This is a genomic window from Pseudomonas sp. GW821-FHT09C10, assembly GCF_059418085.1.
The window spans coordinates 1-26,763 of the sequence record NZ_JBWKPE010000016.1 but is presented as its reverse complement, the minus strand read 5'-3'; the positions used below and the strand labels follow the sequence as shown (position 1 = coordinate 26,763).

Below are 26,763 nucleotides of genomic sequence, written 5' to 3'. Positions count from 1 at the left end.
GATCAGTCGAGCATGGCCACATGCCTGGGATGGCTGGCCACGCGCTTCAACCAGGCCTGCACCGCCGGGTAAGGCGTCAGGTCAAACCCACCTTCATGGGCCACATGGGTGTAGGCATACAGCGCAATATCGGCAATCGAATACTGCTCGCCCACCAGGTATGGCGTGGTTTGCAGCTGACGCTCCATGACCTTCAGAGCCTTGTAACCGCGCTTGTGGGTGGTCTTGTATTCCTCCAGGCGATCTTCCGGCATGTTCAGGTAGAACTGGATAAACCGCGCCACCGCAATGTACGGCTCATGGCTGTACTGCTCGAAGAACTGCCATTGCAGCACTTGCGTGCGCAGGCGCGGTTCGGTGGGCAGGAATTCGCTGCCATCGGCAAGGAAGTTGAGGATCGCGTTGGACTCCCACAGGCAGGTACCGTCTTCCAGCTCCAGCACCGGGATCTTGCCGTTGGGGTTCTTGGCCAGGAATTCAGGGGTCTCGGTATCGCCGTTGAGGATGTCGATATCCACCCATTGATACGGGATGCCCAGCAGGTTGAGCATCAATTTGACTTTGTAGCAGTTGCCCGACTTGTAATCGCCATAAACCTTGTACATGGGGCTCCCCTTATGCCGCTTGCGCGTGCTGTGCTTGACGGACCACCGCGGCCAGGCGTTTGAGCCCTTCGTCCAGGCGGGCCGGGTCGATATGGCTGAAATTGAGTCGCAGTGAGCCTAAATGCTGGTCCGGCTCGGAAAAGAACGGTTCACCGGGCATGAACGCGACGTCCTGATCGAGCGCAGGTGCCAACAAGGTGCGGGTATCGAGCGGCTGTTTCAAGGTCAGCCAGAAGAATAATCCGCCCTGGGGCACTTGCCAGTCGGCCAGTTCGCTGAAGTGGCGTTGTAATGCAGCCTGGAATGCGTCGCGGCGCTCGCGGTAAAAACTGCGCAGTTCCACCAGGTGTTGCTGGTATTTCTGCGTGCCGATCCACCGCATGGCCTGCCACTGGCCGACGCGATTGGTGTGCAGGTCCGCCGATTGCTTGAGCTTGAGCAGGTGCGGGAACAGGTCCGGGCTGGCGATCAGGTACCCCACGCGCAGGCCGGGCAGCAAGGTCTTGGAGACCGTGCCGGTGTAGATCCAGCTGGCTTTTTTCAAGCGGCCGACGATGGGCTGTGCACTGCCGCCGTCGAAGGTCAGCTCGCGATAGGGTTCGTCTTCGATCAGGGTCACGCCGAACTCATCGAGCAAAGCGGCGACGGCCTCGCGCTTGGCTTCGCTGTAGCGCACGGCCGAAGGGTTCTGGAACGTCGGGATCAGGTAGATGAACGCCGGGCGATGGCGCTCGAGGTTGGCGCGCAGGCTGGCCAGGTCGGGGCCATCGGCTTCCAGTTGCACGGTAAGGCAGTCAGCGCCGAACAGCTGGAAGATCTGCAGGGCGGCCAGGTAGGTCGGGCCTTCCAGCAGGATCCTGGTGCCTTTGTCGATATACAGCTTGGCCGCCAGGTCCAGGGTTTGCTGGGAACCGCTGACCACCAGCACCTGGCTGGCCTGGCACGGCACACCCAACCCACGCGCTTCGGCGGCGAGCAGTTCACGTAACTGCGGCTCGCCTTCGCTCATGCCGTATTGGCCGATGTTCAGCGGCATATCATCCCAGTCCAGCGCCGGCAGCATGGCTTCGGCCGGCAGGCCACCGGCGAACGACATCACTTCCGGGCGCTGGGCCGCCGCGAGGATTTCACGGATCAAGGAGCTTTTGAGGCGCGTAACACGTTCAGAGAAGGCCATAAGGTCACCGCTAGCGAAGCCTGTGGGAAATACGTCAAACTGGTTGACCGAAATTACGACAGCTTGAGTGGATACGTCAACATGCTTGACCTTAAAAACCAAAGCAGCCAGCAACAAGCCATGGAAGCGTTCTTCTTCGGTTACCAGGCGTTCACTGCCAAGGCCGATGAAATGCTTGAACGCCGTGGCCTGAGCCGGGTGCACCAGCGCATCGTGTTTTTTATCGCGCGTTACCCGGCGCTGAGCGTCAAGGAACTGCTGGAATTGCTCGGTGTGAGCAAGCAGGCGCTGAACATGCCACTGCGCCAATTGCAGGAAATGCACCTGGTGGACAGCGTCGCGTCGGAGACCGACAAGCGCAAACGCCTGCTGGAGTTGACCGAGGAAGGCCTGCGTTTCGAGCAGTCGCTGCGCCGTGAACAGGTGAAGCTGTTGCAGCGTGCCTTCGCCGAAGCGGGCGAAGAAGCGGTAAACGGTTGGCTCGCAGTCAACCAGGCGCTTGCAGGCCAGCCTTGATCCTCGGTGGCGCCCTGGCTTTGCCTTTCATCCTTTTCATGCAGAAAATAGAAAACATTATTTGCTTTATTTGTATACAAAAGCATAATTCGCTTCGTGCGAGTTCCTGACCTATTAGTCAACAAAACCCGCCGGTACCTCACAGCGCCCCGCGCTGGACATAACAATAAAATGCTTGAGGAGTACTCGCTGTGGATAGCCGCAAATCCGAAGCCTCGCCGCTGGACCTTGCCCCCTCACAGAACGGCTGGCTCGAACGCCTGTTCAAACTGCGCCTGCATGGCACCACAGTGAAGACCGAGCTGATCGCCGGGCTCACCACCTTCATCACCATGGCCTACATCATCTTCGTCAACCCCAACATCATGGCCGATGCCGGCATCGATCACGGCGCTGCGTTTGTCGCCACCTGCATCGCCGCCGCGCTGGGGTGCCTGTTGATGGGGCTGTACGCCAACTGGCCGGTGGGCCTGGCACCGGGCATGGGCCTGAATGCGTTTTTCACCTACACCGTGGTCGGCACCATGGGTTACCACTGGGAAACCGCGCTGGGTGCGGTGTTTATTTCCGGGGTGCTGTTCATGGGCCTGACCCTTTCCCGGGTGCGTGAATGGCTGCTCAACAGCATTCCGGTGAGCCTGCGCCACGCCATGGGCGCCGGCGTCGGGTTGTTCCTCGGGGTGATCGGCCTGAAAACCGCGGGCATCATCGTCGACAGCCCGGCCACCCTGATCAAGCTCGGTTCGCTGCACGAGCCGGCGCCACTGCTGGCGGCGGTGTGTTTCCTGCTGATCGCGATCCTCAGCTACCACCGGGTGTTCGGCGCGATCCTCATCAGCATCATCGCCGTGACCCTGGCCGGCTGGGGCCTGGACCTGGTGCACTACAACGGCATTCTCTCCACGCCTCCGAGCCTGGCGCCGACCTGGATGGCCATGGACATAAAAGGTGTATTCAATGTCAGCATGATCAGCGTGGTATTTGCCTTCCTTTTTGTGCACATGTTTGACACTGCAGGTACACTGATGGGCGTTGCGCAACGCGCCGGGCTGGTCAACGCCGACGGCAGGATCGATAACCTGTCCCGCGCCCTCAAGGCCGACAGCGCTTCGAGTGTGTTCGGTGCCATGGTGGGTGTACCGCCGGTGACCAGCTACGTGGAAAGCGCCGCCGGGGTGGCCGCAGGCGGCCGTACCGGGTTGACGGCGGTGACGGTCGGCGTGTTGTTTGTGGCGGCCATGTTCTTCGCACCGCTGGCGGGCATGATTCCGGCGTATGCCACCGCCGGTGCGCTGATCTACGTGGCGATGCTGATGATGGCGAGCATGGCCCATATCAATTGGGATGAGGCCACCGACAGCATCCCGGCGATTGTCACCGCGATCATGATGCCGTTGACCTTCTCGGTCGCCGACGGGATCGCCATGGGCTTTATCACCTATGTGGCGCTCAAGGCGGGCACCGGCAAGTACCGCGAGATTTCCGTAAGCCTGTGGGTGTTGTGCGCGATCTTTATCGCCAAGTTCGTCTTTCTATAGAAAAGGAGCATGCATGAGTCTGGAAACCTGGCTGCTGTTCAGCGGCGCTGCGCTGGTGGTGATCCTGATCCCGGGGCCGCTGTCGTTGCTGATGATCAGCAACAGCCTGAACTACGGCCTGCGCCGCTCGTACCCGGCATTTCTCGGTGGGGTGATTGCCTCGATCTGCCTGTTGAGCGCGTCGGCCCTGGGCCTGGGCGCATTGCTGCTGGCTTCGGAACAACTCTTCAGCGCGTTGAAGATCGTCGGCGCGCTCTATTTGTTCTACCTCGCCTGGCAGAGCTGGCAGCAATCGCGCCAGACGTCCCACGGCGCGACCGTCCCGGAGGCGGCGCCGGTGCCGCGTTTTCGCGCGTTGTTCGGCCGCGCCTTTGTGCTGGGGGCCAGCAACCCCAAGGACATTCTGTTTTTCGCCGCCTTCCTGCCACAGTTCCTCAGCAGCCAGCAGCCGTTCCTGCCGCAATTGCTGATCATGATCGCCACCTGGACGCTCCTCGACCTGCTGTGCAAACTCGCCTACGGTCTCGGCGCCCATGGCGCTGCGCGCTACCTGCGCAGCGGCAGCGGCCAACACTGGTTCAACCGCGTCAGTGCCGCGCTGTTCGGCTGCGCCGGCGTCGCCTCGCTGCTCAAGGCACGGGCGGGCTCAGTTTGACGAAGTAAACGCTGGGCGCCAGGTTCCCCAGCACCGGCCACTGGATGCCCGCGACGATCCGAACCAGGCGCTGTTCCTCCATCGCCCCGCTGACCGTGGCGGCCAGGACGGAATCCCGGTGCGAACGGATGGCGGCCTGGAGCCAGCGGTCAGTGAGCCGCTTGTTCAACGCCACCGAACCGCGCTCGAACCACTGATAGGTCACGTAGTACAGGTTGTTCGAATGGGGATGGGTGGCAACCAGCTCAGGCACGAGGATCTTGCCGCGCCGCACACGCCATTCGTGAAGGCTGAAGCCCTGCTGCTCCAGTACCGCCCTGACGGCCTGCCGCTGCAGGGTTTTGCGCGCTTCGGAGACCTGCGCACCACCGGCTTTGAGTGCCGGCGCGAGCGCCACCGGCGAAATGAAATCGACGCGGGTGAAACCCGGCGCCTTACCTTCATAGCCAATGAACAGATTGGCGCCCCGCGTTTGCGTGGGCCGCAGCAGGTTCAGCAAATCATCGGTCTGGCCCAGCCTCACAGGGTTGGGGGTCAACCAGTTGTCCAGGGTGGCCCGCAGGTTGAGCAAATGGCTGGCCGTGACCGAGCGCGAGGAATCGGCCAACTCAATCACCCTGGCAATCGCAGACGCCTGGCTTTGCCGCGTAATGCCCGGGAACGCCCTGCCCACCTGTGGCTCCAGCGGCCCGTCGAACAACGGCGCGTGCAATTGCCACTCCCCCGATGGCAGGCGCGACACCGGAATCGGCTGCTCCTGCAGCGCGCCGCCGGTCCAGCGCTCGATATCCACCTGGGCCTTTGAAACCAACGGCTCGTTCCTGGCAATAAAGCCGAGCGTGCTTAACGGCGCGTGATCCCCCTGGTGAAGCAACCGGTAATAACCAACGCCCGATTGCGTCGCGGTGTCATACCTGGAACCGATGTAGATAGCGTCGTAGGGAAAACCGGGCGGTTCCAGATGCACATGAAACACCCCGGAAGCCGGCGGACTCGTCGCCAGGGCCTCAGGCATCTGGGTACGCCAACTGAACCAGTAGTCCGTCGGCGCGGCGGACTGAAGAATACGGTTGTGGGTGGCCATCGGTGCCGTGGGCGGTCGCCAGCCTGGCGCTCGGGCAGGTGCCGGCCAAGGGGTGAGCGTCGCCGAGCTCGGCCCGGCCACGGGTGCATCCGCCCCCAGCAGCCACTCCCGGGGCTCATGGACCGTCAGGATCAACTCATCGACGCCCGGCGCCTGCCGGTTCTTCAGGCGGAAATACGCTTCGTCGCCACGTCGGTAAACCGGGTAGTGGTGCGTGTCGTCCACCATGAAGTACTCGCCATGTTTGACGTAGATGCCCTTTTCGCCCGGTCCCTTCAACGCCACGGCCTCCTGCGGCGTACCCTGGGCTTTGAAGCGCTCCAGGGGCTTGAGCCGCGCGACCCTCGATGGCGACGGCTCCAATGGGGCGACCCGGCCCAACGTCGAGACGCTCGCGCGGTGGATACGATTCAAGCCGGCGCCCATGGAACGGACTGCCGGGTTCGCCACGGCGCCCGGCTTCAGCTTGGGGCCGGGGAAAAACGTCAGTAACAGGTCTATCGTCAAAAACACCGTGCCAAACGCCACATCCACGGCATCCCGCGCCTCACCATAGCGGTGATAACGCCGCGAGGTGAGCAGCAACTCGTACAGCTGGTTACCCAGGCTGAAAAACGGCACCACCACCGACAGCAACGCCCGCCGACGCGTGTCACGTTGCGCCTCCAGCTGCTGTTCGCGGTAGCGCTGCAACGCCTGGCCGGACTGACTGTACGACTGGGCCTGGCGGTGCAACTCAAGCACCCGCGCCCGGTACAACAGGGCCTGGGCATCGGCGTGGGACGTCGGGACCCAGGCCAGCCAGTTCAGCGGGTCGCTGGCGATTTGCTCAAGCAGTTGCTGTTCAATCTCCTCGACACGCGCCGCGGGCACCAGGTGCTTGATATTGAATGAGCGAACGAAATCAGCCGCGCGCCAGAGCCCCTGCAGCATGATCGCGCCCGGCAGCAGTTTACTCGGCTGAAAAAAGCCGGCTTGCACGTGCACCGGGCCCGGGTGATGGGCGATGGCTTCAAACGCCCAGCCCGGCGCAACATGCCGGGCCAGGGCGCTGACGTAATCGGGCAACGCCCCGACACGATTGAGGTGCTCATGGGCCTCTTGCAGGCTGGCGTACTCATGAATGTGCCGCGCATCCGGCGCACTGGGCCAATAGACCACGCAGCGTTGCGACAATAGGTCGTGAATCAGCAGGATGCCGGCGATGTAGCGATCGTGCTGCAGGGTATGGCCCACCAGATGCACCACGTGCAACTGCAATTGATCGCCGTGTGCAAGCAAATCCGCGGGCGTACGGGCCGCCATTGCCGTGTTGAAAAAACGTTGGGCACTCGCGGTCAGCCCCTGCTGAATCGCCGAATGGAGATCCGCCTCGATACCCGCCTGCAAGGCTCGCCTGAGCAGCTCCGGGGCACGTGCGTCGCTCAGCCGGTGCGCAGCGGCATCGGGGGGATAAAACGCACCATTGATCAAGGCTTCGTAGCGCCCGCCAATATCCAGCGAGGACACCATGCCGATCAGGTAACGCGGGCTCAGTTGCTGCCGCCAGGCCGGTTGCAGGTACTGGGCATAACGGAAGCGCCACCAGGTGGACATCATCTGCGGGTCGAGGTTGTGCAGTGCCAGTTGCAGCAGGCTCAAGCGCGAACGCTCAGTACTGGGCGCCAGGACTTCCTTGCGATCGCCGACCGTACAGCCGCTTTCCCAACCGCAGAAGCGACCATCGACCCGGTCGGGCATTTCAATAAGCGGAGTGTCGATGTCCAGCTGCGGCGGCAGGCCGTCCTCACGCAAGCGCGCAATCAAAAGGCTGCGGGCGAAGCTGAGCAGATCCGGCAAACGCTGCCCGAGGCGCTCTTCATAGGCCAGGACGCTGCCCAGGTAGCGGCTTTGCAGGTACTTGAAACGGTTGCGTTGCGCCACCGTCGCCTCGGCCAGCCAACTCGGCAATCCGTGTTTGGCTGCCGCCGCCTTGCGCACCAGATCGACCTGGGCCCGTGCTTGAATCAGGGCATCGCTGACCGGCGCGTCGAGGTGCTTCTCCAACTCGACGGCCAACAGCAAGCGAGTCAACTGGACATCCCGGGTTTCACTGAAAATATTCGCGCGGCCATCAAACCCGCGCTGCAGGCGCAGGTACCCCTTCATCAGCCTTTTGAGCGCAAGCAACACAGGATTACCCTCGATGACCTCATAGCGCACCGCCAGGGTTTGATTGGCCACCCGTTCACGTATGGCGTTGCGCTGCGGCCGCTCGATGTAGCGCCACAGCACAGACCCATCACGGCTGTCGAGGCTGGCCTCGATGCCCTGGGACAAGGCTTCGAGGCTGGCAAACGTCGCCACGCCACCCTCGCGCCCCAACGCGCACAGCACCACCGGCACCCGTCGTTGCGGATCGTTGAGCGCCGTGGTGCGGGTCACCGCAAATACGCTGTGCAGAGGCTCAAAGGCGTCGGCGCTGCCCACCAGCACGGACAGCACGCGGGTATCGCTGCCGGCGCGCTTGCTGGCCAGCGGCGTATCCAGCACATCCACCAGCAGGTCGCGATGGACTGCGCGGATCAATTGCAGCCGATGCAGCAAGAGGATGTCGGCGCGCAGCACAGCAGTCCACCCGTCGATGAGCGCGTTCAGGCGCCTGGCTTGACCGGTGGGACGTGCCTTCCAGAAGGCGGGGTCGAACAGGTGCAATTGCGCGCCGTGCAGCAGCGTGTGCAGGGTGTCCGCGTGCACCTTGCGCCGCTGCTCCAACACGACGAAATCGTCAAAGGCCTGGGTATCCGCCCCGACGTCCTGCGGGTCGAGCAATGCCATCAGGCCTTTTTCATACCGTTTGAGCTGTTGCAGCGCCGTGTTAACGGGCAGGTGCGCGGCGGTGCTGGCGAACAGGATTTCCTTGCGCCGCCGATGCTGATCCCAGTCCTGCAACGTCCGGCGAAGGCTGCCCAGGCGCGCCTTGCCCACCCAGTGTCGGCGCGCGCGTTCGATATAGGCGAGCAGCCGCGCGGCATTCATCTCCAGCGGCTCGCGCCTGGCGGAAAACACCTGCGCAAGGTTGATCGACATCCCACAGGCCAACTCGTTTTCCCATTGCCCCTCCAGCACCGCCTGCGCGCTGTATGCCAGCGCATCGCCCCTCACTGCCACACCGCGTCCGGGCGCCGCCGCGTCTTCTGGCCGGCATACCTCATGCCGGCGCCGCAGCGGCAGGCACTGCCAGAGGTCGTCGAACGAGGCGCCATTGATCAATGCCACCAGGCCACACTGCAAGTGGGCGAACGACGGATATTCGTAGTAGTTGCGGCGGGCACCCGGCAGGTACATCACGTGCGGCCGGCCCGCCGGGTCGCCCTCGCGATAAATATGCAGGGCGCCGGGGATCGGCATCAGCCGCGGCCCCACGCCCGGCCACATCAACTCACTGGCCTGGACGCTGGCCCACAGCTCACCGGCGCGTCGGCGCGCTTCGGCCGTCGGAGCGTCCACCAGCGCCTGGACCATGCCCATCGCCTCCTCCGACAGCTCGTCCAACTGCCGCGCCACAAAGGCCTGGTCAGCGAACTGCTGCTTGTGCAAAGCCGCCCAGCGCTCCTGGCGCGTCAGCCAGGAACCCGGCACCAGCGCCTGCCAATAGGCGCTGTGCACCTGGGCAAGCCGAGCCGAAAGGTTGAGCGCAATCACCCGGCGCAACGCCTCCAGCGGCGTAAACGGCAGCTGGCGTGCCGGCTCGGCCTTGAGGCTCACAGCCGTGAACTGATTGAGGTTGATCGGCACTGCAGGCAACACCATCAGCCGTAACGCACGGTCGGTCAGACTGTCGACCTGCTGCGCGGCTGCCGGCGGCTTGGGTTCGGTGAAGAGCAGGCCGTCCGGGTCCAGGTCAAAGGCCTTGCGCAGCTCGGCGCGAATCACCCGCAGCACCTTGGGCGCATGCAGGATCAGGCGGGACTGGTGTTTGGCCGACTGGGCGCACCGCAGGTCGGCAACGGTCAGCCAATTGATCAACAGGCTGGGATGGGGGCTGCGGTTGATGGACCGGGTCAGTTGGCGACGCATGGCCTGCAACGCATCGTCGTCGGCCATATCGGGATCGGTAGGTGAAGTCACGGCGGTATCTTCGTCGAGGAAAACCCTAGCCTATGCAGCGCAAACGCCCACAGGGCGCTAGATAATTGACGGGTGCCGCGCACAAAAAAAGCCCGCAGTGTGGGCGGGCGAAAAACCAACGAAGAGCTTGGGGGTGTAACCAGGTGACGACTCAGCTACCGCGATAGGTGGAGTAGCTGTAGGGCGAAATTAGCAGGGGCACATGGTAGTGATCCTGTTCGGCACTGATGCCGAAGCGCAATACCACCACATCCAGGAAGGCCGGCTCCGGCAATTGCACACCGCGGGCGCGGTAGTAATCGCCGGCGCTGAATTGCAATTGGTAGACACCGCTGCGGTAGTCATCACCTTGCAGTAACGGCGCGTCGCAGCGGCCATCGCTGTTGGTCAGCGCAGTGGCGACCAGTTCCAGCTGCGTGCCGTCGACGCGGTACAGCTCAACCTGGATGGCGCTGCCGGGGCAGCCGTGGGCTGCGTCGAGTACGTGTGTCGTCAGTCGTCCCATGGGGCGGGCTCCCTTGCATGAAGTGAAATAGGCTGCACCTTTACGGGGCATCAAAAAGCCGCTGATGGGCCGATTAAGACACTTTTAATAAAAATTGTACACAATAAAAATCACAAAGTTTCCCACAGGCTGCGACGCCTCGATCCTCGGCGGGAATTCTCAGCAAGCCTTGCTTTTAAAAGACCTTTTGTCCGTTTACTGACCAATCGGGCAAGTTTCTTGCAGTGCTGAACGGCGGCAACTCCACGGAAAAAATGCGGAAATACAGGCTTACAAAGTGACCATTAAGTTGTATACAATCAGCCCATCGCTGTGACGCCACCCAGTCTTTCCGCTGGCCGCCACACACTTGCTACCACGAACAAGAAGGAAGACTGCAGTGAGCGCTGACTACCCACGCGACCTGATCGGTTACGGCAGTAACCCTCCTCACCCCCACTGGCCGGGCAAGGCACGCATCGCCTTGTCGTTCGTACTCAACTATGAAGAAGGCGGCGAGCGCAACATTCTGCACGGTGACAAAGAGTCCGAAGCCTTCCTTTCGGAAATGGTCTCGGCCCAGCCGCTGCAGGGCGAGCGCAACATGAGCATGGAGTCGCTGTACGAATACGGCAGCCGGGCCGGCGTGTGGCGCATCCTCAAGTTGTTCAAGGAATTCGACATTCCTTTGACCATCTTCGCCGTGGCCATGGCAGCCCAGCGCCACCCGGATGTGATCCGCGCCATGGTCGACGCCGGCCACGAGATCTGCAGCCACGGCTACCGCTGGATCGACTACCAATACATGGACGAGGCCCAGGAGCGCGAGCACATGCTCGAAGCCATCCGCATCCTCACCGAACTCACCGGCGAACGCCCGTTGGGCTGGTACACCGGGCGCACCGGCCCGAACACGCGGCGGCTGGTGATGGAGGAAGGCGGCTTCCTCTACGACTGCGACACCTACGATGACGACCTGCCCTACTGGGAACCCAACACTCCCACCGGCAAGCCGCACCTGGTGATCCCCTACACCCTGGACACCAACGATATGCGCTTCACCCAGGTGCAGGGTTTCAACAAGGGCGATGACTTTTTCGAGTACCTGAAAGACGCGTTCGACGTGCTGTATGCCGAAGGCGCCGAGGCACCGAAGATGCTGTCCATCGGCCTGCATTGCCGCCTGATCGGCCGCCCGGCGCGCCTGGCCTCGTTGAAGCGCTTTATCGAATACGCCAAGGGCCATGACCAGGTGTGGTTCACCCGCCGCGTCGACATCGCCCGCCACTGGCATGACGTACACCCTTTTCAGGGAGCGGCCAAATGACTGCTTTCCAGACCTTGAAACCCTCGACCTTGAGCCGCGACGCCTTCGTCCAGGCCTTCGCCGACATCTACGAACATTCGCCATGGGTGGCCGAAAAGGCCTTCGACCTGGGCCAGGACGCCTCGATCGACCAGATCGAAACCCTGCACCAGCGCATGAGCGACATCCTGTTGAGCGCCGATCACGCCAGTCAGCTGGCGTTGATCAACGCTCACCCGGACCTGGCCGGCAAAGCGGCCGTCCAGGGCCAACTCACCCAAGCCAGCACCGATGAGCAAGCTGGCGCGGGGATTCACCACTGCACGGCCGAAGAGTTCTCACGCTTCACCGAGCTGAACGATGCCTACAAGGCCAAGTTCAAGTTTCCCTTCATCATGGCGGTAAAAGGCAGCAACCGGCATCAGATCCTGGCCGCGTTCGAAACCCGCATTCACAACTCGGTGGATGCCGAGTTCAAGTGCGCGCTGGACGAGATCAACAAGATCGCGTTGTTCCGTTTACTGACCCTCTAAACGACCATCCCCAGCCACTCAATTTAAGGCAGACAAGAAGAATGAAAGCTTACGCCGTACCTTTCGAAAAGTTCGTCAACCTGGCCGACGCCCGCCTGGGCACCAAGATCATCTCCGTGACAGATGACTGGTTCGCCGACGCCAACCGCCTGTTCCAGCCGACCCCGGCCGTGTGGAAGGAGGGCGTTTTCGATGACAACGGCAAGTGGATGGACGGCTGGGAATCACGCCGCAAGCGCTTCGAAGGCTACGACAGCGCAGTGATCCGCCTGGGCGTACCGGGTTCGATCAAGGGCGTGGACATCGACACTTCATTCTTCACCGGCAACTACCCGCCGTCGGCCTCCCTGGAAGCCTGCTTCCTGGCCTCGGGCGAGCCTGACGACAACACCCAGTGGGTAGAAGTCCTGTCGGCCGTCGAGTTGCAAGGCAACAGCCACCACTACCACGAGATCAGCAACGACCAGGCGTTCAGCCACCTGCGCTTCAACATCTACCCGGATGGCGGCGTGGCCCGTCTGCGCGTGTACGGCGTGCCGTTCCGCGACTGGTCGGCAGTGGGCGACAACGAACAGATCGACCTGGCTGCCGCATTGAACGGTGGTCGCGCACTGGCGTGTTCCGACGAGCACTTCGGCCGCATGAGCAACATCCTCAACCCGGGCCGTGGCATCAACATGGGCGATGGCTGGGAAACCGCCCGTCGTCGCACACCCGGCAATGACTGGGTGATCGTAGCCCTGGGGCATCCCGGCGAAATCGAGAAGATCATCGTCGACACCCTGCACTTCAAGGGCAACTACCCGGACACCTGCTCGATCCAGGGCGCCTTCGTGAAGGGCGGCACCGACAGCCAGATCGAAACCCAGTCGCTGTTCTGGCGCGAACTGCTGCCGGCGCAGAAACTGGAAATGCACGCCGAACACACCTTCGCCGAGCAGATCAAGGCGCTGGGGCCGATCACCCATATCCGCCTGAACGTGTTCCCGGATGGCGGTGTGAGCCGTCTGCGTGTACTGGGTAAAGTCTCCAGGTAAACGCTGAATCCTGTGGCAAAAGAGCTTGTTGTGGTGAGTGGGCTTGTCGAATCGTCGCACCGCCCGCGTTGGGGCGCGAAGCGACCCTGGAAGCAGACACCGCGTTTTCACAGAAGAAACGCAGTGATCTTGTTGGGGCCGCTTCGCAGCCCAGCGCGGGCAAGCCCGCTCACCACATAAGCTCATTGCCACACACAAAATAGTTTTAACAACACAGAATTCGGATAAGAGACAGCCATGCGCACACTGATGATCGAACCCCTGACCAAAGAAGCCTTCGCCCCTTTCGGAGACGTTATCGAAACCGACGGCAGCGATCACTTCATGATCAACAACGGGTCGACCATGCGCTTTCACAAGCTGGCAACGGTAGAAACCGCACAGCCTGAAGACAACGCGATCATCAGCATCTTCCGCGCCGACGCGCTGGATATGCCGCTGACCGTGTGCATGCTGGAGAGACACCCGCTGGGCAGCCAGGCCTTCATTCCGCTGCTCGGCAACCCCTTTCTGATCGTGGTCGCGCCACTTGGCGATGCACCTGTATCAGGCTTGGTCCGAGCCTTCGTCACCAACGGCAGGCAGGGCATCAATTACCATCGCGGCGTCTGGCACCACCCGGTGCTGACGATCGAAAAGCGGGATGACTTCCTGGTGGTTGATCGCAGTGGCACAGGCAATAACTGCGATGAGCATTTTTTCAAAGAGGATGAGCGGTTGATCCTCGCCCCCCACCAATAAGAGAAGGCCGGATCACCCGACAACAAGGGTGACAGGCGAGAGGTAAAGACTGTGGAAGCACATCTGTTGGAATGGCTGAACCTCAGCGTGCGCTGGGTTCACATGATCACTGGCGTCGCCTGGATCGGCGCTTCGTTCTACTTCGTCTGGCTGGAAAACAACCTCAACCGCGTCAACCCCAAGGACGGCCTGTCCGGTGACTTGTGGGCGATCCACGGTGGCGGTATCTACCACCTGGAAAAATACAAACTGGCCCCGCCAACCATGCCGGACAACCTGCACTGGTTCAAATGGGAAGCCTATTTCACCTGGATGTCGGGCGTCGCGCTGCTGTGCGTGGTGTTCTACCTCAACCCGACGCTGTACCTGCTCGCCCCCGGCAGCAGCCTCAGTGGCGGCGAAGGCGTCTTGCTGGGCATCGGCTCACTGTTCGCCGGCTGGTTCATCTACTCCTTCCTCTGCGACTCGGCCCTGGGCAAACGCCCTGCCCTGCTCGGCTTGATCCTGTTCGTGCTGTTGATTGCCGCCGCGTACGGCTTCAGCAAAGTGTTCAGCGGCCGTGGTGCGTACCTGCACGTGGGCGCGGTGATCGGCACCATCATGGTCGGTAACGTGTTCCGCATCATCATGCCGGCGCAGCGCGCGTTGGTGGCGGCGATCGCCGAGAACCGCACCCCCGATCCGGCCCTGCCGGCCAAGGGTCTGCTGCGCTCACGGCACAACAACTACTTCACCCTGCCGGTGCTGTTCATCATGATCAGCAACCACTTCCCGAGCACCTACGGCAGCCAATACAACTGGCTGATCCTGGCCGGGATCGCGGTGGCAGCGGTGTTGGTGCGGCACTACTTCAACACGCGGCATAACAGCCAGAAGTATGCGTGGACCTTGCCGGTGGGTGCGTTGGCCATGATTTGCCTGGCGTATGTGACCGGGCCAAAGCCGGCCGAACCGATTGCCAAGGCACCGGCGGCCATTGAGTACCAACCGTTGCCGGAAACCGCATTGGGCGGTGGCTTGAAACCCGCCGCGCCGGCAGCTCCGGCCGCCGCACCTGCGCCTGCCCAGGCGACGATTGATTTCGACAAGGTCCACGGGGTGATCCAGGAGCGTTGCGCCGTGTGCCATTCGGCCAAGCCCACCAGCCCGCTGTTCAGCACCGCACCGGCCGGGGTGATGTTCGATACCCCGGCGCAGATCCAGCAACAGGCGGCGCGCATCCAGGCGCAGGCCGTGGCGAGCCAGATCATGCCGTTGGGCAACATCACCCAGATGACCCAGCAGGAGCGGGATTTGATTGGCACCTGGATCAATCAGGGGGCGCGTACCAACTAACAGATTCACATAGTTCCAATGTGGGAGGGGCTTGCCCCCTCCCACATTTGGACCTGCAGTGTTTTGAAGATTGCGTTCCACACAACACAAAAATAAAAAAGATCCGAGGTGTTGCATGACCGAGTTAGTCGAACCGCAGATTCCTGCCGCACCCGCCATGGTGCGGCTGCCCCTCTTGCAACTGATTCTGGTAGGCCTGCAACACGTCTTGCTGATGTACGGAGGCGCTGTCGCCGTCCCTCTGATCATTGGCCAGGCCGCCGGCCTGAGCCGTGAAGAAATCGCCTTTCTGATCAACGCCGACCTGCTGGTAGCCGGCATCGCCACCCTGGTGCAGTCATTCGGCATCGGCCCGGTGGGCATCCGTATGCCGGTGATGATGGGCGCCAGTTTCGCCGCTGTGGGCAGCATGGTCGCCATGGCCGGCATGCCCGGTATCGGCTTGCAGGGCATCTTCGGCGCCACCATCGCCGCCGGGTTCTTCGGCATGCTGATCGCGCCGTTCATGTCCACGGTCGTACGCTTTTTTCCGCCGCTGGTGACCGGCACCGTGATCACGGCCATCGGCCTGTCGCTGTTCCCCGTGGCCGTGAACTGGGCCGGTGGCGGCAGCGCAGCGGCAACCTTCGGCTCACCGATTTACCTGGCGATTGCCGCCCTGGTACTGGCGACCATCCTGCTGATCAACCGTTTCATGCGCGGCTTCTGGGTGAATATCTCGGTGCTGATCGGCATGGGCCTGGGTTACGCCCTGTGCGGGGCCATCGGCATGGTTGACCTCAGCGGCCTGGCCCAGGCGCCGTGGGTGCAAGTGGTGACGCCGCTGCACTTCGGCATGCCCAGGTTCGAGCTGGCGCCGATCCTGTCGATGTGCCTGGTGGTGGTGATCATCTTCGTCGAATCCACCGGAATGTTCCTGGCGCTGGGCAAGATCACCGGCCAGGACGTCACGCCGAAAATGCTGCGCCGTGGCTTGCTGTGTGATGCCGGTGCGTCGTTCTTCGCCGGTTTCTTCAACACCTTCACCCACTCCTCCTTCGCGCAGAACATCGGCCTGGTGCAGATGACCGGCGTGCGTTGCCGCTCGGTGACGATGATGGCCGGTGCCTTCCTGATTGTGCTCAGCCTGTTGCCCAAGGCCGCATACCTGGTGGCGTCGATTCCCCCGGCGGTGCTCGGCGGGGCGGCGATCGCCATGTTCGGCATGGTGGCGGCCACCGGCATCAAGATCCTCCAGGAGGCCGATATCGCCGACCGTCGCAACCAGTTGCTGGTGGCGGTGAGCATCGGCATGGGCCTGATCCCCGTGGTGCGCCCGGAGTTCTTCGCACAGTTGCCCGTGTGGATGAGCCCGATTACCCACAGCGGCATCGCCATGGCGACCCTCAGCGCACTGTCGCTGAATATCCTGTTCAACATTCTCGGCGGCGCTGAGCGCCCCGTAGTCGACCCCGCCCACACCTGACACATGCCCCATTGTCGCCCTGTGCGCGCTGTAACGGCGCACTTGAGCCCTGACGTGGGAGCCAGTATTCTCCGCGCCCGCTTGAATCGACGGTTGTTTGCCGCCTTGGCGCGGGTCTTGCTGTAGCAATAAAGCTGACCATTCAGACCACTTTTGTAACCACTAAAGGCGCCGCACCAGAGCGCTTGTGTAGAAGAAAAACCATAAAACTTTAACTCGGGAGCAACCGAATGAAACCTATGTTCAAAGGCCTGATGCTGGCGGGATCCCTGCTGGCCGGCGGCCAGGCCGTGGCCGGTGACCTGTTGCAGTGGCAGAACAACAGCCTGACTTACCTGTGGGGCAAGAGCTTTACCGTCAACCCACAGATCCAGCAAACCGTCACGTTCGAACATGCCGACGCCTGGAAGTACGGCGACAACTTCTTCTTCCTCGACCGCATCTTTTACAACGGCAAGGAAGACGGCAATGTCGGCCCGAATACGTATTACGGCGAGTTCAGCCCACGGTTGTCGTTCGGCAAGATTCTCGACAAGGACCTGTCCTTCGGACCGATCAAGGATGTGTTGCTGGCCTTCACGTATGAGTTCGGCGAAGGCGACAACGAGTCGTACCTGCTCGGCCCTGGCTTCGACCTGAATATCCCAGGCTTCGACTACTTCCAGCTGAACTTCTACCAGCGCCAGACCGAAGGCAATCGCCCAGGCGACGGTGTATGGCAGATCACCCCGGTATGGTCGTACACCCTGCCGGTGGGCAACTCGAATATCCTGATCGACGGCTTCATGGATTGGGTGGTGGACAACGACCAGAACGCCCGTGGCACTTACCACGCCAACCTGCACTTCAACCCGCAGGTCAAATACGACTTGGGCAAGGCGCTGCATTGGGGCGACAAGCAGTTGTACGTGGGCTTTGAATACGACTACTGGAAGAACAAGTACGGGATCGAGGATTCCGGCGCGTTCAAGACGACCCAGGACACGGCGAGCTTCCTGGTCAAGTATCACTTCTAAAAGCCACTGCAAGACACATGCGGGAGGGACTTGCTCCCTCCCACATTCAGATAGGCGGCAGGCCCAGAAACCGCATGATCTCTTCACGCTTGGCCAGCGCATCCTTCCTGCCCAACTCAATCAACTCGCTGCAATACCCCGCCTCGAACAGCAAGTAACTCAGCACCCCCGCCCCGCTTGTCTTGGTCGCCCCCGGCCCACGCAGGAACAGACGCAATGCCGCCGGCAATTCCTGCCGATGCCTTGCGGCGATTTCGTCGATCGGCTGACTTGGCGCAATCACCAGTACTTCCACCGGCGCCAGGCCACGGGCCGCGCTGTCGGCTGGCTGGTGATGGCTGAACTGGTTCAGACGCTCCAGCAGTTCGATATCGCTTTCCAGGCTGTCAATGAACGTACTGTTGAGCATATGCCCACCGATCTGGGCCAACGTCGGCTCCTGGCCGGTATAGGTGCGTTGCGCCATCGGTTCATTGCCCCGCGGGTTACCGCTGACACCCACCACCAGCACCCGGGTCGCCCCCAGGTGCAGCGCCGGGCTGATGGGCGCCGACTGGCGCACCGCGCCGTCGCCGAAGTATTCCTGGTCGAGCTTCACCGGGGCAAACAGCAAGGGGATCGCCGAACTGGCCAGCAGGTGTTCAACGGTCAGTTGCGTCGGCACTCCGATACGCCGATGGCGCAACCAGGCGTCGATGGTGCCGCCGCCCTGATAGAAAGTCACCGCCTGCCCGGATTCGTAGCCGAAGGCCGTGACGGCGACCGCATGCAGGTGCTGTTGGCGGATGGCCTCGTCGATACCTGCCAAATGCAGTTTGTCCTGCAACAAGTCCCGCAGCGGCGAGCTGTTGAGCAGCGCCACCGGCAACTGCCGGCCCAGCCCCAGCAAGCTGTGGGTAAAGAAGCGACTCGCCTGGCGCACCACCCCCGGCCAATCGCTGCGCAATACCAGATGACTGCGAAACCCCTGCCAGAACGCAGTCAGGCGCTGGATCGCCGCCGTGAAATCCATCGCACCGCTGGCCAGGCTCACCGCATTGATCGCACCGGCCGACGTGCCGACGATCACCGGAAAAGGGTTGGGAGCCCCCGGCGGCAACAGCTCGGCAATCGCCGCCAATACCCCCACCTGATACGCCGCTCGCGCCCCGCCGCCGGAAAGAATCAAGCCTGTAACCGGTTCAGCTGCGCGCATTGCAACACTCCATGTGGGGGGAAAGTCGGTCTTAGCGACGGCGTTTTTCGTACAGCTTGGGTTCGCCCGGTGGCCGGCTCTTGAAACGGCGGTGGGTCCACAGGTATTGCTCGGGACATTCACGCACCGAGGCTTCGACCCACTGGTTGATGCGCAGGCAGTCGACTTCATCGCTTTCGCCGGGGAAGTCGGTCAACGGCGGGTGGATCACCAGGCGGTAACCGCTGCCGTCCGCCAGGCGCTGCTGGGTGAACGGCACCACCAGCGCCTTGCCCAGCTTGGCGAACTTGCTGGTGGCAGGCACGGTGGCGGCCTGAATGCCGAACAGCGGCACGAAGATACTTTGCTTGGCGCCGTAGTCCTGGTCCGGTGCGTACCAGATGGCGCGGCCGGCACGCAGCAGCTTGAGCATGCCGCGCACGTCTTCGCGCTCGACCGCCAGGGAGTCGAGGTTATGCCGCTCGCGGCCACGGCGCTGGATATAGTCGAACAGCGGGTTGCCGTGCTCGCGGTACATGCCGTCGATGGTGTGCTTCTGCCCCAGCAGGGCCGCGCCGATTTCCAGGGTGGTGAAGTGCAGGGCCATGAGGATCACGCCCTTGCCATCCAGTTGGGCCTGCTTGAGGTGTTCCAGGCCTTCGACATGGGCCAGGCGCGCCAGGCGCTGGCGCGACCACCACCAGCTCATGGCCATTTCGAAGAAGGCGATGCCGGTGGAGGCGAAGTTTTCCTTGAGCAGCTTCTTGCGCTCTGCGGCGGTTTTTTCCGGGAAGCACAGTTCCAGGTTGCGGGCGGCGATGCGGCGACGTTCGCCGGCTACATGGTACATGCCTGCACCCAGCAGGCGACCAATGGTCAGCAGCGCACGGTACGGCAGTTGGGTCACCAGCCACAGCAGGCCGAGTCCCAGCCATAACAGCCAAAAGCGCGGGTGAAAAAATACAGCTCGAAAACGCGGGCGATCCATTACAGATTCCGGGAAAGACAGGGCCGCGCATTCTACAACGGTTCGACTCGGCTTGCGGCCAGTGAGTGTTCTCGTTATAAGTCTCGACACTTTTCGTGACAAGCCGCTTTTTGCCGACCATGAGCCAAACCGAACCGCTAGACCAAGATCCCGTGTTCCAGCTGAAAGGCAGCATGCTCGCCATCACCGTGCTGGAACTGGCCCGCAACGACCTCGACGCCCTGGACCGCCAGCTCGCCGCCAAGGTCGCCCTGGCGCCGAACTTCTTCAACAACGCCCCGCTGGTACTGGCCCTGGACAAACTGCCGGCCGGCCAGGGCAGCATCGACCTGCCCGGCCTGATGCGCGTGTGCCGCTCCCACGGCCTGCGAACCCTGGCGATTCGTGCCAGCCGCATCGAAGACATTGCCGCCGCCATCGCCATTGAACTGCCAGTACTGCCACCCTCCGGCGCGCGTGAGCGTCCACTGGAACCTTTGGTCGGCGAAGTGCAGAAAAAACCGGAAAAACCAGCGGAACCTACGATCAAGCCTACAAAGATAATCACCACGCCCGTACGCGGCGGACAGCAGATTTACGCCCAGGGCGGCGACCTGGTGGTGATCTCTTCGGTCAGTCCCGGCGCGGAACTTCTCGCCGATGGCAATATCCATGTATACGGCCCGATGCGCGGACGTGCCCTCGCCGGCATCAAGGGGGATACCAAGGCGCGCATTTTTTGCCAGCAATTGACCGCTGAGCTGGTGTCCATCGCGGGCCAGTACAAGGTTTCGGAAGATTTGCGCCGCGATCCGCTGTGGGGAGCCGCGGTGCAGGTCAGCCTGTCGGGCGATGTGTTGAACATCATCCGTCTTTAACGGATACTGCCGCATTTTCCAAGCATCTCTAGACTCTGATAGCACAGCGAAACTGGCATTACTTGCGTAGGAACATTTGAAGGTTGGCGTTTTTCCTGCGAAAACCCGTCTTTTTTCCTACAAAGGCTGTCCGCCTGCGGCGAGTTCCAAGAGATGTTTTTCAGGGGCTGAAAAGTCCTTTTTCCTTAGGGGTGAAACACCTTGGCCAAGATTCTCGTGGTTACATCCGGCAAGGGTGGTGTGGGTAAGACCACCACCAGCGCCGCTATCGGTACCGGCCTCGCTCTGCGCGGCCACAAGACAGTCATCGTCGACTTCGACGTCGGTTTGCGTAACCTCGACCTGATCATGGGCTGCGAACGCCGCGTGGTGTACGACTTCGTCAACGTGGTGAACGGCGAAGCCAACCTGCAACAGGCCCTGATCAAGGACAAGCGCCTTGAGAACCTGTATGTACTGGCCGCCAGCCAGACGCGCGACAAAGATGCGCTGACCAAGGAAGGCGTAGGCAAGGTCCTCGCTGAACTGAAGGAAACCTTCGAGTACGTGGTCTGCGACTCCCCGGCCGGTATCGAAACCGGTGCTCACCTGGCGATGTACTTCGCCGATGAAGCCATCGTGGTGACCAACCCGGAAGTGTCTTCGGTACGTGACTCGGACCGCATGCTCGGCCTGTTGGCCAGCAAGTCCAAGCGCGCCGAGGAAGGCCAGGACCCGATCAAGGAACACCTGCTGCTCACCCGCTACAACCCTGAGCGCGTCAGCAACGGCGAAATGCTCGGTGTTGAAGACGTCAAGGAAATCCTCGCCGTGACCCTGCTGGGTGTGATCCCGGAATCCCAGGCGGTGCTGAAGGCGTCCAACCAGGGCGTCCCGGTGATTCTCGACGACCAGAGCGACGCCGGCCAGGCGTACAGCGATGCGGTTGATCGCTTGCTGGGCAAGACCGTGGAACATCGCTTCCTCGATGTTAAGAAGAAGGGATTCTTCGAGCGTATCTTTGGAGGCAACTAAACAATGAAATTTCTCGACTTCTTTCGCGCCAACAAAAAGCCAAGCACCGCGTCGGTCGCGAAAGAGCGTCTACAGATCATCGTGGCGCACGAACGCGGCCAACGCAGCACCCCGGATTACCTGCCCGCCTTGCAGAAGGAACTGGTCGAGGTGATCCGCAAGTACGTCAATATCGGCAACGATGACGTGCATGTCGCCCTGGAAAATGACGGCAGCTGCTCGATTCTGGAACTCAATATCACCCTGCCTGATCGTTGATCGAACAGGCGGCCGCCACGGCGGCTCGGTCACCTTGATCCCTTTGCGGGAACCGGGTGGTCGAGCCGCCGTTGGCGTTTGTTGCGAGGCTGTTTAATGCCGCTGTCCACTATTCATATCCTGCATCAGGACGACGCTGTCCTGGTGGTGAACAAGCCGACCCTGTTGCTCTCGGTGCCCGGCCGCGCCGATGACAACAAGGACTGCCTGATCACCCGCCTGCAGGAAAACGGCTACCCCGAAGCCCGCATCGTCCATCGCCTGGACTGGGAAACCTCGGGGATCATCCTGCTGGCCCGGGATGCCGATACCCATCGCGAACTGTCCCGCCAGTTTCACGATCGCGAAACCGAAAAGGCCTACACCGCGCTGGCCTGGGGCCAACCGGCACTGGACAGCGGCAGCATCGACCTGCCCCTGCGCTACGACCCGCCGACCAAACCGCGCCATGTGGTGGACCACGAGTTCGGCAAGCACGCGCTGACGTTCTGGAAAGTGCTGGAACGCTGTGGCGACTGGTGCCGGGTCGAGCTGACGCCGATTACCGGACGCTCGCACCAGTTACGCGTGCATATGCTGTCCATCGGGCATCCGTTGCTCGGTGACGGCCTGTATGCCCATGAACAGGCCCTGGCTGCCTGGCCGCGCCTGTGCCTGCACGCGAGCATGCTGAGCTTCACTCACCCGCAAAGCGGTGAGCGCTTGCGCTTTGAGTGCCCGGCGCCCTTCTAAAGCTGTAAATACAGTGCATGTGGGAGGGGCGGTGCGACTTGCCTCCTCCCACATTTGTTCTGTGCACTTCCCGCCCTCGAACGGTAAACTCCGCGCATTGCTGTCTGGAGCTATTTATGCGCGAAGCGTTGAATCAAGGCCTGATCGACTTCCTCAAGGCCTCCCCTACTCCTTTTCATGCCACCGCCGCCCTGGCCCAGCGCCTGGAAGCGGCCGGTTTCCAGCGCCTCGACGAGCGCGAGACCTGGACCACCGAAGCCAACGGTCGCTACTACGTGACCCGCAACGATTCCTCGATCATCGCCTTCAAGCTCGGCCGCCATTCGCCGTTGCAAGGCGGGATTCGCCTGGTCGGCGCCCATACCGACAGCCCGTGCCTGCGGGTCAAGCCCCAGCCTGAGCTGCAACGCCAGGGTTTCTGGCAACTCGGCGTGGAAGTCTACGGCGGCGCGCTGCTGGCGCCGTGGTTCGACCGCGACCTGTCCCTGGCCGGCCGCGTCACCTTCCGTCGCGACGGCAAGGTCGAAAGCCAGCTGATCGACTTCAAGCTGCCCATCGCCATCATCCCCAACCTGGCCATTCACCTGAACCGTGAAGCCAACCAGGGCTGGGCGATCAATGCCCAGACCGAATTGCCGCCGATCCTCGCGCAATTTGCCGGTGATGAACGCGTGGACTTCCGTGCCGTGCTCACCGAGCAGTTGGCACGGGAGCACGGGCTGAACGCCGATGTGGTACTCGACTACGAGTTGAGCTTCTACGACACCCAGAGCGCCGCCGTCATCGGCCTCAACGGCGACTTCATCGCCGGCGCACGCCTCGATAACCTGCTGTCGTGCTACGCCGGCCTGCAAGCCTTGCTCACCAGCGAGAGCGACGAAACCTGCGTGCTGGTGTGCAACGACCACGAGGAAGTCGGTTCCTGCTCGGCCTGCGGTGCCGATGGCCCGATGCTGGAACAGACCCTGCGTCGCCTGTTGCCCGAAGGTGATGAATTCGTACGCACCATTCAGAAATCCCTGCTGGTGTCGGCCGACAATGCCCACGGCGTACACCCCAACTACGCCGACAAGCACGACGCCAACCACGGCCCCAAGCTCAATGCCGGCCCGGTGATCAAGGTCAACAGCAACCAGCGCTACGCCACCAACAGCGAAACCGCCGGGTTCTTCCGTCACCTGTGCATGGCCCAGGAAGTGCCGGTGCAGAGCTTCGTGGTGCGCAGCGACATGGGCTGCGGCTCGACCATCGGCCCGATTACCGCCAGCCACCTGGGAGTGCGTACGGTGGATATCGGTTTGCCGACGTTTGCCATGCACTCCATTCGTGAACTGTGCGGCAGCCATGACCTGGCGCATCTGGTGAAGGTGTTGGGCGCGTTCTACGCCAGCCACGACCTGCCCTAAGACCAGGACTGGATGCCGTCAACATGTGGGAGGGGCGGTGCAACGATTCGACTTGCCCCCCCACATTTGGTTTACGTCCACCTGATCTGCATCACCTGCATTTCCTGCAATCCGACCTAGACTTGTCAGTATTCCCACTCCGACAAGGCCGTCGCCCCATGATCTCCATGTCCTCTTTCCACGCCATGCTTATCCCTATCCTGATCGGCATGATCATGCTCGCCGTCGGCTTCAACTTCCGCGACAAGCCCCTCGGCGTGTTCGGCATGTGGATCGGCATGCTGCTGATCCTGGGCACCGTGGTGTACAAGATCCTCGCCAAACTGGCCGAATGACGCTTGCACTCGTACACTCGCTCAACCCGTCGTTTCCAAGGTTGACCGCCTCGTGCTTTCCCGTCTGTTTGCCCTGCCCTGCTGTTTCCTGATCGCCCTGCTCACGCTGCTGCCGCTCTCGCCTGCCCAAGCGGTGGGCCTGCCCGGGCTGCTCGGCACCACCAAGGCCCAACCCCAGGCCGAAGTGCCGTTGGGGCAGTCGCTGGACGAGGTGATCAAGACCCTGGAAAACGACCAGCAACGCACCCAGTTGCTAAGCGACTTGAAAAAGCTGCGCGCCGCTACCCAGAAGGCCCAGCCCGCCGCCGAGCAAGGCGTGCTCGGGCTGATCGGCAGTACGCTGTCGGGCCTGGAGCAGCAGTTCTCCGGAGCCGACAGCCCGCTGGGGCGCTGGTCGAATGAAATCGACCTGGCCAAGGATGAACTCAGCGCCCTGATGCTGCCGGCCAGCGAATGGCTGCCGATCATTTTCGGCTTTGCAGTGATCCTGGCGGTCTGGAGCCTGCTGGCAGCCGCGTTGATCTGGCTCAGCCACCGGGTACGCGAGCGCTTCGGCCTGCCCGAGGAGTTGCCGCAACACCCGCGTACCTGGGACATGCTGCGCTTCGCACTGCGCAAGCTGGGGCCCTGGCTGATCGCGCTGGTGATCACGGTTTACCTGAGCTACGCCCTGCCCTCGTCCCTGGGCAAATCCCTGGCAATGGTGCTGGCGTACGCGCTGGTGGTCGGCACCTGTTTCTCGGCGATCTGCGTGATTGCCTTCTCCCTGCTCGACGGCCCGCACCGCCACCGCGCGCTGTATATCCTGCGCCACCAGGCGTTCCGCCCGCTGTGGTGGATCGGCAGCTTTGCCGCCTTTGGTGAAGCCTTGAGCGACCCGCGGCTGGTGGCTGCGCTCGGCCAGCACCTGGCCCATACGGCGGCCACGGTCGCCAATGTGATGGCCGCGCTGTCCACCGGCGTGTTCATCCTGCGCTTCCGGCGGCCGATCGCCCACCTGATCCGCAACCAGCCGCTGTCGCGCCGCCTGACCCGCCGCGCCCTCAGCGACACCATCGAGATCGTCGGCACCTTCTGGTACATCCCCGCCTTGTTGTTGGTGGGCATCTCGCTGTTCGCTACATTCGTCTCCGCCGGCGACACCAGCACCGCCCTGCGCCAGTCGCTGCTGTGCACGGTGTTGCTGGTGTTGTGCATGGTGATCAACGGTCTGGTGCGGCGCCATGCGCTCAAGCCGCAACGGGGGCACAAGCGCCATGCGCTGTACTCCGAACGCCTGAAAAGCTTCGTCTACACCCTCGCTCACCTGGTGGTGTGGCTGGTGTTTATCGAACTCGGGCTGCGGGTGTGGGGCCTGTCGCTGATTCGCTTTACCGAAGGCGACGGCCATGAAATCAGCGTCAAGCTGTTCGGCCTGGGCGGCACGCTGCTATTTGCCTGGTTGATCTGGATCCTCAGCGACACCGCCATCCATCACGCCCTCACCCGCTCGCGCAAAGGCCTGGCCAATGCCCGCGCGCAGACCATGATGCCGCTGATCCGCAACGTGCTGTTCGTGACCATCTTCATCATCGCCGCCATCGTCGCCCTGGCAAACATGGGCATGAACGTCACGCCACTGCTGGCCGGTGCCGGTGTGATCGGCCTGGCCATCGGTTTTGGTGCGCAGTCACTGGTGGCCGACTTGATCACCGGCCTGTTCATCATCATCGAAGACTCCCTGGCCATCGATGACTACGTGGACGTCGGCGGCCACCTCGGCACCGTCGAAGGCCTGACCATCCGTACCGTGCGCCTGCGCGACATTGACGGCATCGTGCACACCATCCCGTTCAGCGAGATCAAGAGCATCAAGAACTACTCGCGGGAGTTCGGCTACGCGATCTTCCGGGTGGCGATCCCGTACAACATGGAAATCGACGATGCGATCAAGCTGATGCGCGATGTCGGCCAGAAAATGCGCAACGATCCGCTGCAACGCCGCAATATCTGGTCGCCGCTGGAGATCCAGGGGGTGGAAAGCTTCGAGTCAGGCAGTGCGATCCTGCGCGCGCGGTTCAAGACGGCGCCGATCAAGCAGTGGGAAGTATCGCGGGCGTTCAACCTGTCGCTGAAGCGGCATCTGGATGAAGCCGGTCTGGACCTGGCCACGCCGCGCTTGAGTGTGCAGGTGGTGACGGGGGCTGCGGGCGGTTTGGAAAAGGGCAAGAACGCGTAAGGTCATGGCGAATGTGATGAGCTTATTGTGGTTTGTGGTGAGCTTTTTGTGGTGAGCGGGCTTGTTGTGGTGAGCGGGCTTGCCCCGCGCTGGGCTGCGAAGCAGCCCCAAAACCAGCCGCTGAGTTATGCCTGATACCTGTCTCTTCTTCTCTCCTCTCCCTCCCCCCGACCCCACCC

Annotated in this window: 23 protein-coding genes; 17 read left to right on the top strand and 6 right to left on the bottom strand. The window is 62.2% G+C overall.

All coding sequences use genetic code 11. The features are described 5' to 3' along the window. Positions 1 to 2 precede the first annotated feature (2 nt). Positions 3 to 605, bottom strand: coding sequence for a glutathione S-transferase family protein (locus tag AC07OT_RS25475; RefSeq protein WP_027603925.1), 603 nt, complete (start codon positions 603 to 605; stop codon positions 3 to 5). A 10-nt stretch (positions 606 to 615) separates the two neighbouring features. Further along, positions 616 to 1,782 carry an aminotransferase-like domain-containing protein gene (locus AC07OT_RS25470; RefSeq protein ID WP_495109349.1) on the bottom strand — a complete coding sequence of 389 codons (1,167 nt, stop codon included), beginning with the start codon at positions 1,780 to 1,782 and terminating at the stop codon, positions 616 to 618. 81 nt (positions 1,783 to 1,863) lie between these two features. On the opposite strand from AC07OT_RS25470, the gene AC07OT_RS25465 reads away from it, so the two are divergent. From AC07OT_RS25465 to AC07OT_RS25455, 3 genes are all read left to right on the top strand, one after another. Continuing rightward, positions 1,864 to 2,298 carry a MarR family winged helix-turn-helix transcriptional regulator gene (locus AC07OT_RS25465; RefSeq protein WP_281114128.1) on the top strand — a complete coding sequence of 145 codons (435 nt, stop codon included), beginning with the start codon at positions 1,864 to 1,866 and terminating at the stop codon, positions 2,296 to 2,298. 191 nt (positions 2,299 to 2,489) lie between these two features. Continuing rightward, complete coding sequence (locus AC07OT_RS25460; RefSeq protein WP_495109348.1) at positions 2,490 to 3,836, top strand: NCS2 family permease; 1,347 nt, start codon at positions 2,490 to 2,492, stop codon at positions 3,834 to 3,836. Positions 3,837 to 3,849: 13 nt separating this feature from the next. Continuing rightward, positions 3,850 to 4,491 (top strand): LysE family translocator, encoded by a 642-nt coding sequence (locus tag AC07OT_RS25455; protein ID WP_495109347.1) that lies wholly within the window; start codon positions 3,850 to 3,852, stop codon positions 4,489 to 4,491. Here the strand turns inward: AC07OT_RS25455 and AC07OT_RS25450 are convergent. Continuing rightward, positions 4,466 to 9,685, bottom strand: a complete 5,220-nt coding sequence (locus AC07OT_RS25450) for a dermonecrotic toxin domain-containing protein (RefSeq protein WP_495109346.1) — start codon at positions 9,683 to 9,685, stop codon at positions 4,466 to 4,468. The genes AC07OT_RS25455 and AC07OT_RS25450 overlap by 26 nt on opposite strands. A gap of 151 nt (positions 9,686 to 9,836) precedes the next feature. Further along, entirely contained in the window at positions 9,837 to 10,190 is a 354-nt protein-coding gene (uraH, locus tag AC07OT_RS25445; protein ID WP_027603919.1) for a hydroxyisourate hydrolase, read from the bottom strand. 379 nt (positions 10,191 to 10,569) lie between these two features. On the opposite strand from uraH, the gene puuE reads away from it, so the two are divergent. From puuE to AC07OT_RS25410, 7 genes are all read left to right on the top strand, one after another. After that, positions 10,570 to 11,496 carry an allantoinase PuuE gene (puuE, locus tag AC07OT_RS25440; protein ID WP_027603918.1) on the top strand — a complete coding sequence of 309 codons (927 nt, stop codon included), beginning with the start codon at positions 10,570 to 10,572 and terminating at the stop codon, positions 11,494 to 11,496. Beyond that, positions 11,493 to 12,008: a 2-oxo-4-hydroxy-4-carboxy-5-ureidoimidazoline decarboxylase gene (uraD, locus tag AC07OT_RS25435; RefSeq protein WP_092355128.1), complete on the top strand. Its 516-nt coding sequence runs from the start codon at positions 11,493 to 11,495 to the stop codon at positions 12,006 to 12,008. The genes puuE and uraD overlap by 4 nt, the downstream gene beginning before the upstream one ends. 41 nt (positions 12,009 to 12,049) lie before the next feature. Further along, positions 12,050 to 13,045, top strand: coding sequence for an allantoicase (alc, locus tag AC07OT_RS25430; RefSeq protein WP_115486790.1), 996 nt, complete (start codon positions 12,050 to 12,052; stop codon positions 13,043 to 13,045). A gap of 237 nt (positions 13,046 to 13,282) precedes the next feature. Next, positions 13,283 to 13,786, top strand: coding sequence for an ureidoglycolate lyase (locus tag AC07OT_RS25425; protein ID WP_027603915.1), 504 nt, complete (start codon positions 13,283 to 13,285; stop codon positions 13,784 to 13,786). A 51-nt stretch (positions 13,787 to 13,837) separates the two neighbouring features. Next, positions 13,838 to 15,121, top strand: coding sequence for a urate hydroxylase PuuD (locus tag AC07OT_RS25420; protein WP_495109345.1), 1,284 nt, complete (start codon positions 13,838 to 13,840; stop codon positions 15,119 to 15,121). 115 nt (positions 15,122 to 15,236) lie between these two features. After that, positions 15,237 to 16,586, top strand: coding sequence for a nucleobase:cation symporter-2 family protein (locus AC07OT_RS25415; RefSeq protein WP_495109344.1), 1,350 nt, complete (start codon positions 15,237 to 15,239; stop codon positions 16,584 to 16,586). Positions 16,587 to 16,816: 230 nt separating this feature from the next. Further along, complete coding sequence (locus AC07OT_RS25410; protein ID WP_495109343.1) at positions 16,817 to 17,602, top strand: outer membrane protein OmpK; 786 nt, start codon at positions 16,817 to 16,819, stop codon at positions 17,600 to 17,602. A gap of 46 nt (positions 17,603 to 17,648) precedes the next feature. Here the strand turns inward: AC07OT_RS25410 and AC07OT_RS25405 are convergent, their stop codons facing one another. Together AC07OT_RS25405 and AC07OT_RS25400 are read right to left on the bottom strand one after the other, a co-directional pair. Next, complete coding sequence (locus tag AC07OT_RS25405; protein WP_027603911.1) at positions 17,649 to 18,797, bottom strand: patatin-like phospholipase family protein; 1,149 nt, start codon at positions 18,795 to 18,797, stop codon at positions 17,649 to 17,651. 31 nt (positions 18,798 to 18,828) lie between these two features. Then, a complete protein-coding gene (locus tag AC07OT_RS25400; protein ID WP_495109342.1) occupies positions 18,829 to 19,764 on the bottom strand; it encodes a lipid A biosynthesis lauroyl acyltransferase in 936 nt (311 codons plus the stop codon). A gap of 119 nt (positions 19,765 to 19,883) precedes the next feature. On the opposite strand from AC07OT_RS25400, the gene minC reads away from it, so the two are divergent. The 7 genes from minC to AC07OT_RS25365 all read left to right on the top strand — a co-directional run bounded on the left by minC (position 19,884) and on the right by AC07OT_RS25365 (position 26,584). Continuing rightward, positions 19,884 to 20,621: a septum site-determining protein MinC gene (gene minC, locus AC07OT_RS25395; RefSeq protein ID WP_027603909.1), complete on the top strand. Its 738-nt coding sequence runs from the start codon at positions 19,884 to 19,886 to the stop codon at positions 20,619 to 20,621. A 201-nt stretch (positions 20,622 to 20,822) separates the two neighbouring features. Next, complete coding sequence (gene minD / locus AC07OT_RS25390; RefSeq protein ID WP_003175251.1) at positions 20,823 to 21,635, top strand: septum site-determining protein MinD; 813 nt, start codon at positions 20,823 to 20,825, stop codon at positions 21,633 to 21,635. Positions 21,636 to 21,638: 3 nt separating this feature from the next. Continuing rightward, a complete protein-coding gene (gene minE, locus AC07OT_RS25385; protein WP_003175252.1) occupies positions 21,639 to 21,893 on the top strand; it encodes a cell division topological specificity factor MinE in 255 nt (84 codons plus the stop codon). 96 nt (positions 21,894 to 21,989) lie between these two features. Continuing rightward, positions 21,990 to 22,625: an RluA family pseudouridine synthase gene (locus AC07OT_RS25380; RefSeq protein WP_065940525.1), complete on the top strand. Its 636-nt coding sequence runs from the start codon at positions 21,990 to 21,992 to the stop codon at positions 22,623 to 22,625. A 116-nt stretch (positions 22,626 to 22,741) separates the two neighbouring features. Further along, a complete protein-coding gene (locus tag AC07OT_RS25375; RefSeq protein WP_115486786.1) occupies positions 22,742 to 24,031 on the top strand; it encodes a M18 family aminopeptidase in 1,290 nt (429 codons plus the stop codon). Positions 24,032 to 24,198: 167 nt separating this feature from the next. After that, the gene (locus AC07OT_RS25370; protein ID WP_162492707.1) at positions 24,199 to 24,366 is read left to right on the top strand and encodes a hypothetical protein; all 168 of its coding nucleotides are present in this window, start codon (positions 24,199 to 24,201) and stop codon (positions 24,364 to 24,366) included. 52 nt (positions 24,367 to 24,418) lie between these two features. After that, the gene (locus AC07OT_RS25365) at positions 24,419 to 26,584 is read left to right on the top strand and encodes a mechanosensitive ion channel family protein (protein WP_495109341.1); all 2,166 of its coding nucleotides are present in this window, start codon (positions 24,419 to 24,421) and stop codon (positions 26,582 to 26,584) included. The last annotated feature ends 179 nt before the right edge of the window (positions 26,585 to 26,763 follow it).

Coding starts and splice junctions, on each gene's coding strand:
- alc (WP_115486790.1), top strand. CDS start 12,050: ATGAAAGCTTACGCCGTACCTTTCGAAAAGTTCGTCAACCTGGCCGAC.
- AC07OT_RS25465 (WP_281114128.1), top strand. CDS start 1,864: ATGCTTGACCTTAAAAACCAAAGCAGCCAGCAACAAGCCATGGAAGCG.
- AC07OT_RS25470 (WP_495109349.1), bottom strand. CDS start 1,782: ATGGCCTTCTCTGAACGTGTTACGCGCCTCAAAAGCTCCTTGATCCGT.
- uraH (WP_027603919.1), bottom strand. CDS start 10,190: ATGGGACGACTGACGACACACGTACTCGACGCAGCCCACGGCTGCCCC.
- minC (WP_027603909.1), top strand. CDS start 19,884: ATGAGCCAAACCGAACCGCTAGACCAAGATCCCGTGTTCCAGCTGAAA.
- AC07OT_RS25415 (WP_495109344.1), top strand. CDS start 15,237: ATGACCGAGTTAGTCGAACCGCAGATTCCTGCCGCACCCGCCATGGTG.
- AC07OT_RS25425 (WP_027603915.1), top strand. CDS start 13,283: ATGCGCACACTGATGATCGAACCCCTGACCAAAGAAGCCTTCGCCCCT.
- uraD (WP_092355128.1), top strand. CDS start 11,493: ATGACTGCTTTCCAGACCTTGAAACCCTCGACCTTGAGCCGCGACGCC.
- AC07OT_RS25405 (WP_027603911.1), bottom strand. CDS start 18,797: ATGCGCGCAGCTGAACCGGTTACAGGCTTGATTCTTTCCGGCGGCGGG.
- AC07OT_RS25475 (WP_027603925.1), bottom strand. CDS start 605: ATGTACAAGGTTTATGGCGATTACAAGTCGGGCAACTGCTACAAAGTC.
- minE (WP_003175252.1), top strand. CDS start 21,639: ATGAAATTTCTCGACTTCTTTCGCGCCAACAAAAAGCCAAGCACCGCG.
- AC07OT_RS25400 (WP_495109342.1), bottom strand. CDS start 19,764: ATGGATCGCCCGCGTTTTCGAGCTGTATTTTTTCACCCGCGCTTTTGG.
- AC07OT_RS25375 (WP_115486786.1), top strand. CDS start 22,742: ATGCGCGAAGCGTTGAATCAAGGCCTGATCGACTTCCTCAAGGCCTCC.
- AC07OT_RS25410 (WP_495109343.1), top strand. CDS start 16,817: ATGAAACCTATGTTCAAAGGCCTGATGCTGGCGGGATCCCTGCTGGCC.
- AC07OT_RS25380 (WP_065940525.1), top strand. CDS start 21,990: ATGCCGCTGTCCACTATTCATATCCTGCATCAGGACGACGCTGTCCTG.
- AC07OT_RS25370 (WP_162492707.1), top strand. CDS start 24,199: ATGTCCTCTTTCCACGCCATGCTTATCCCTATCCTGATCGGCATGATC.
- AC07OT_RS25455 (WP_495109347.1), top strand. CDS start 3,850: ATGAGTCTGGAAACCTGGCTGCTGTTCAGCGGCGCTGCGCTGGTGGTG.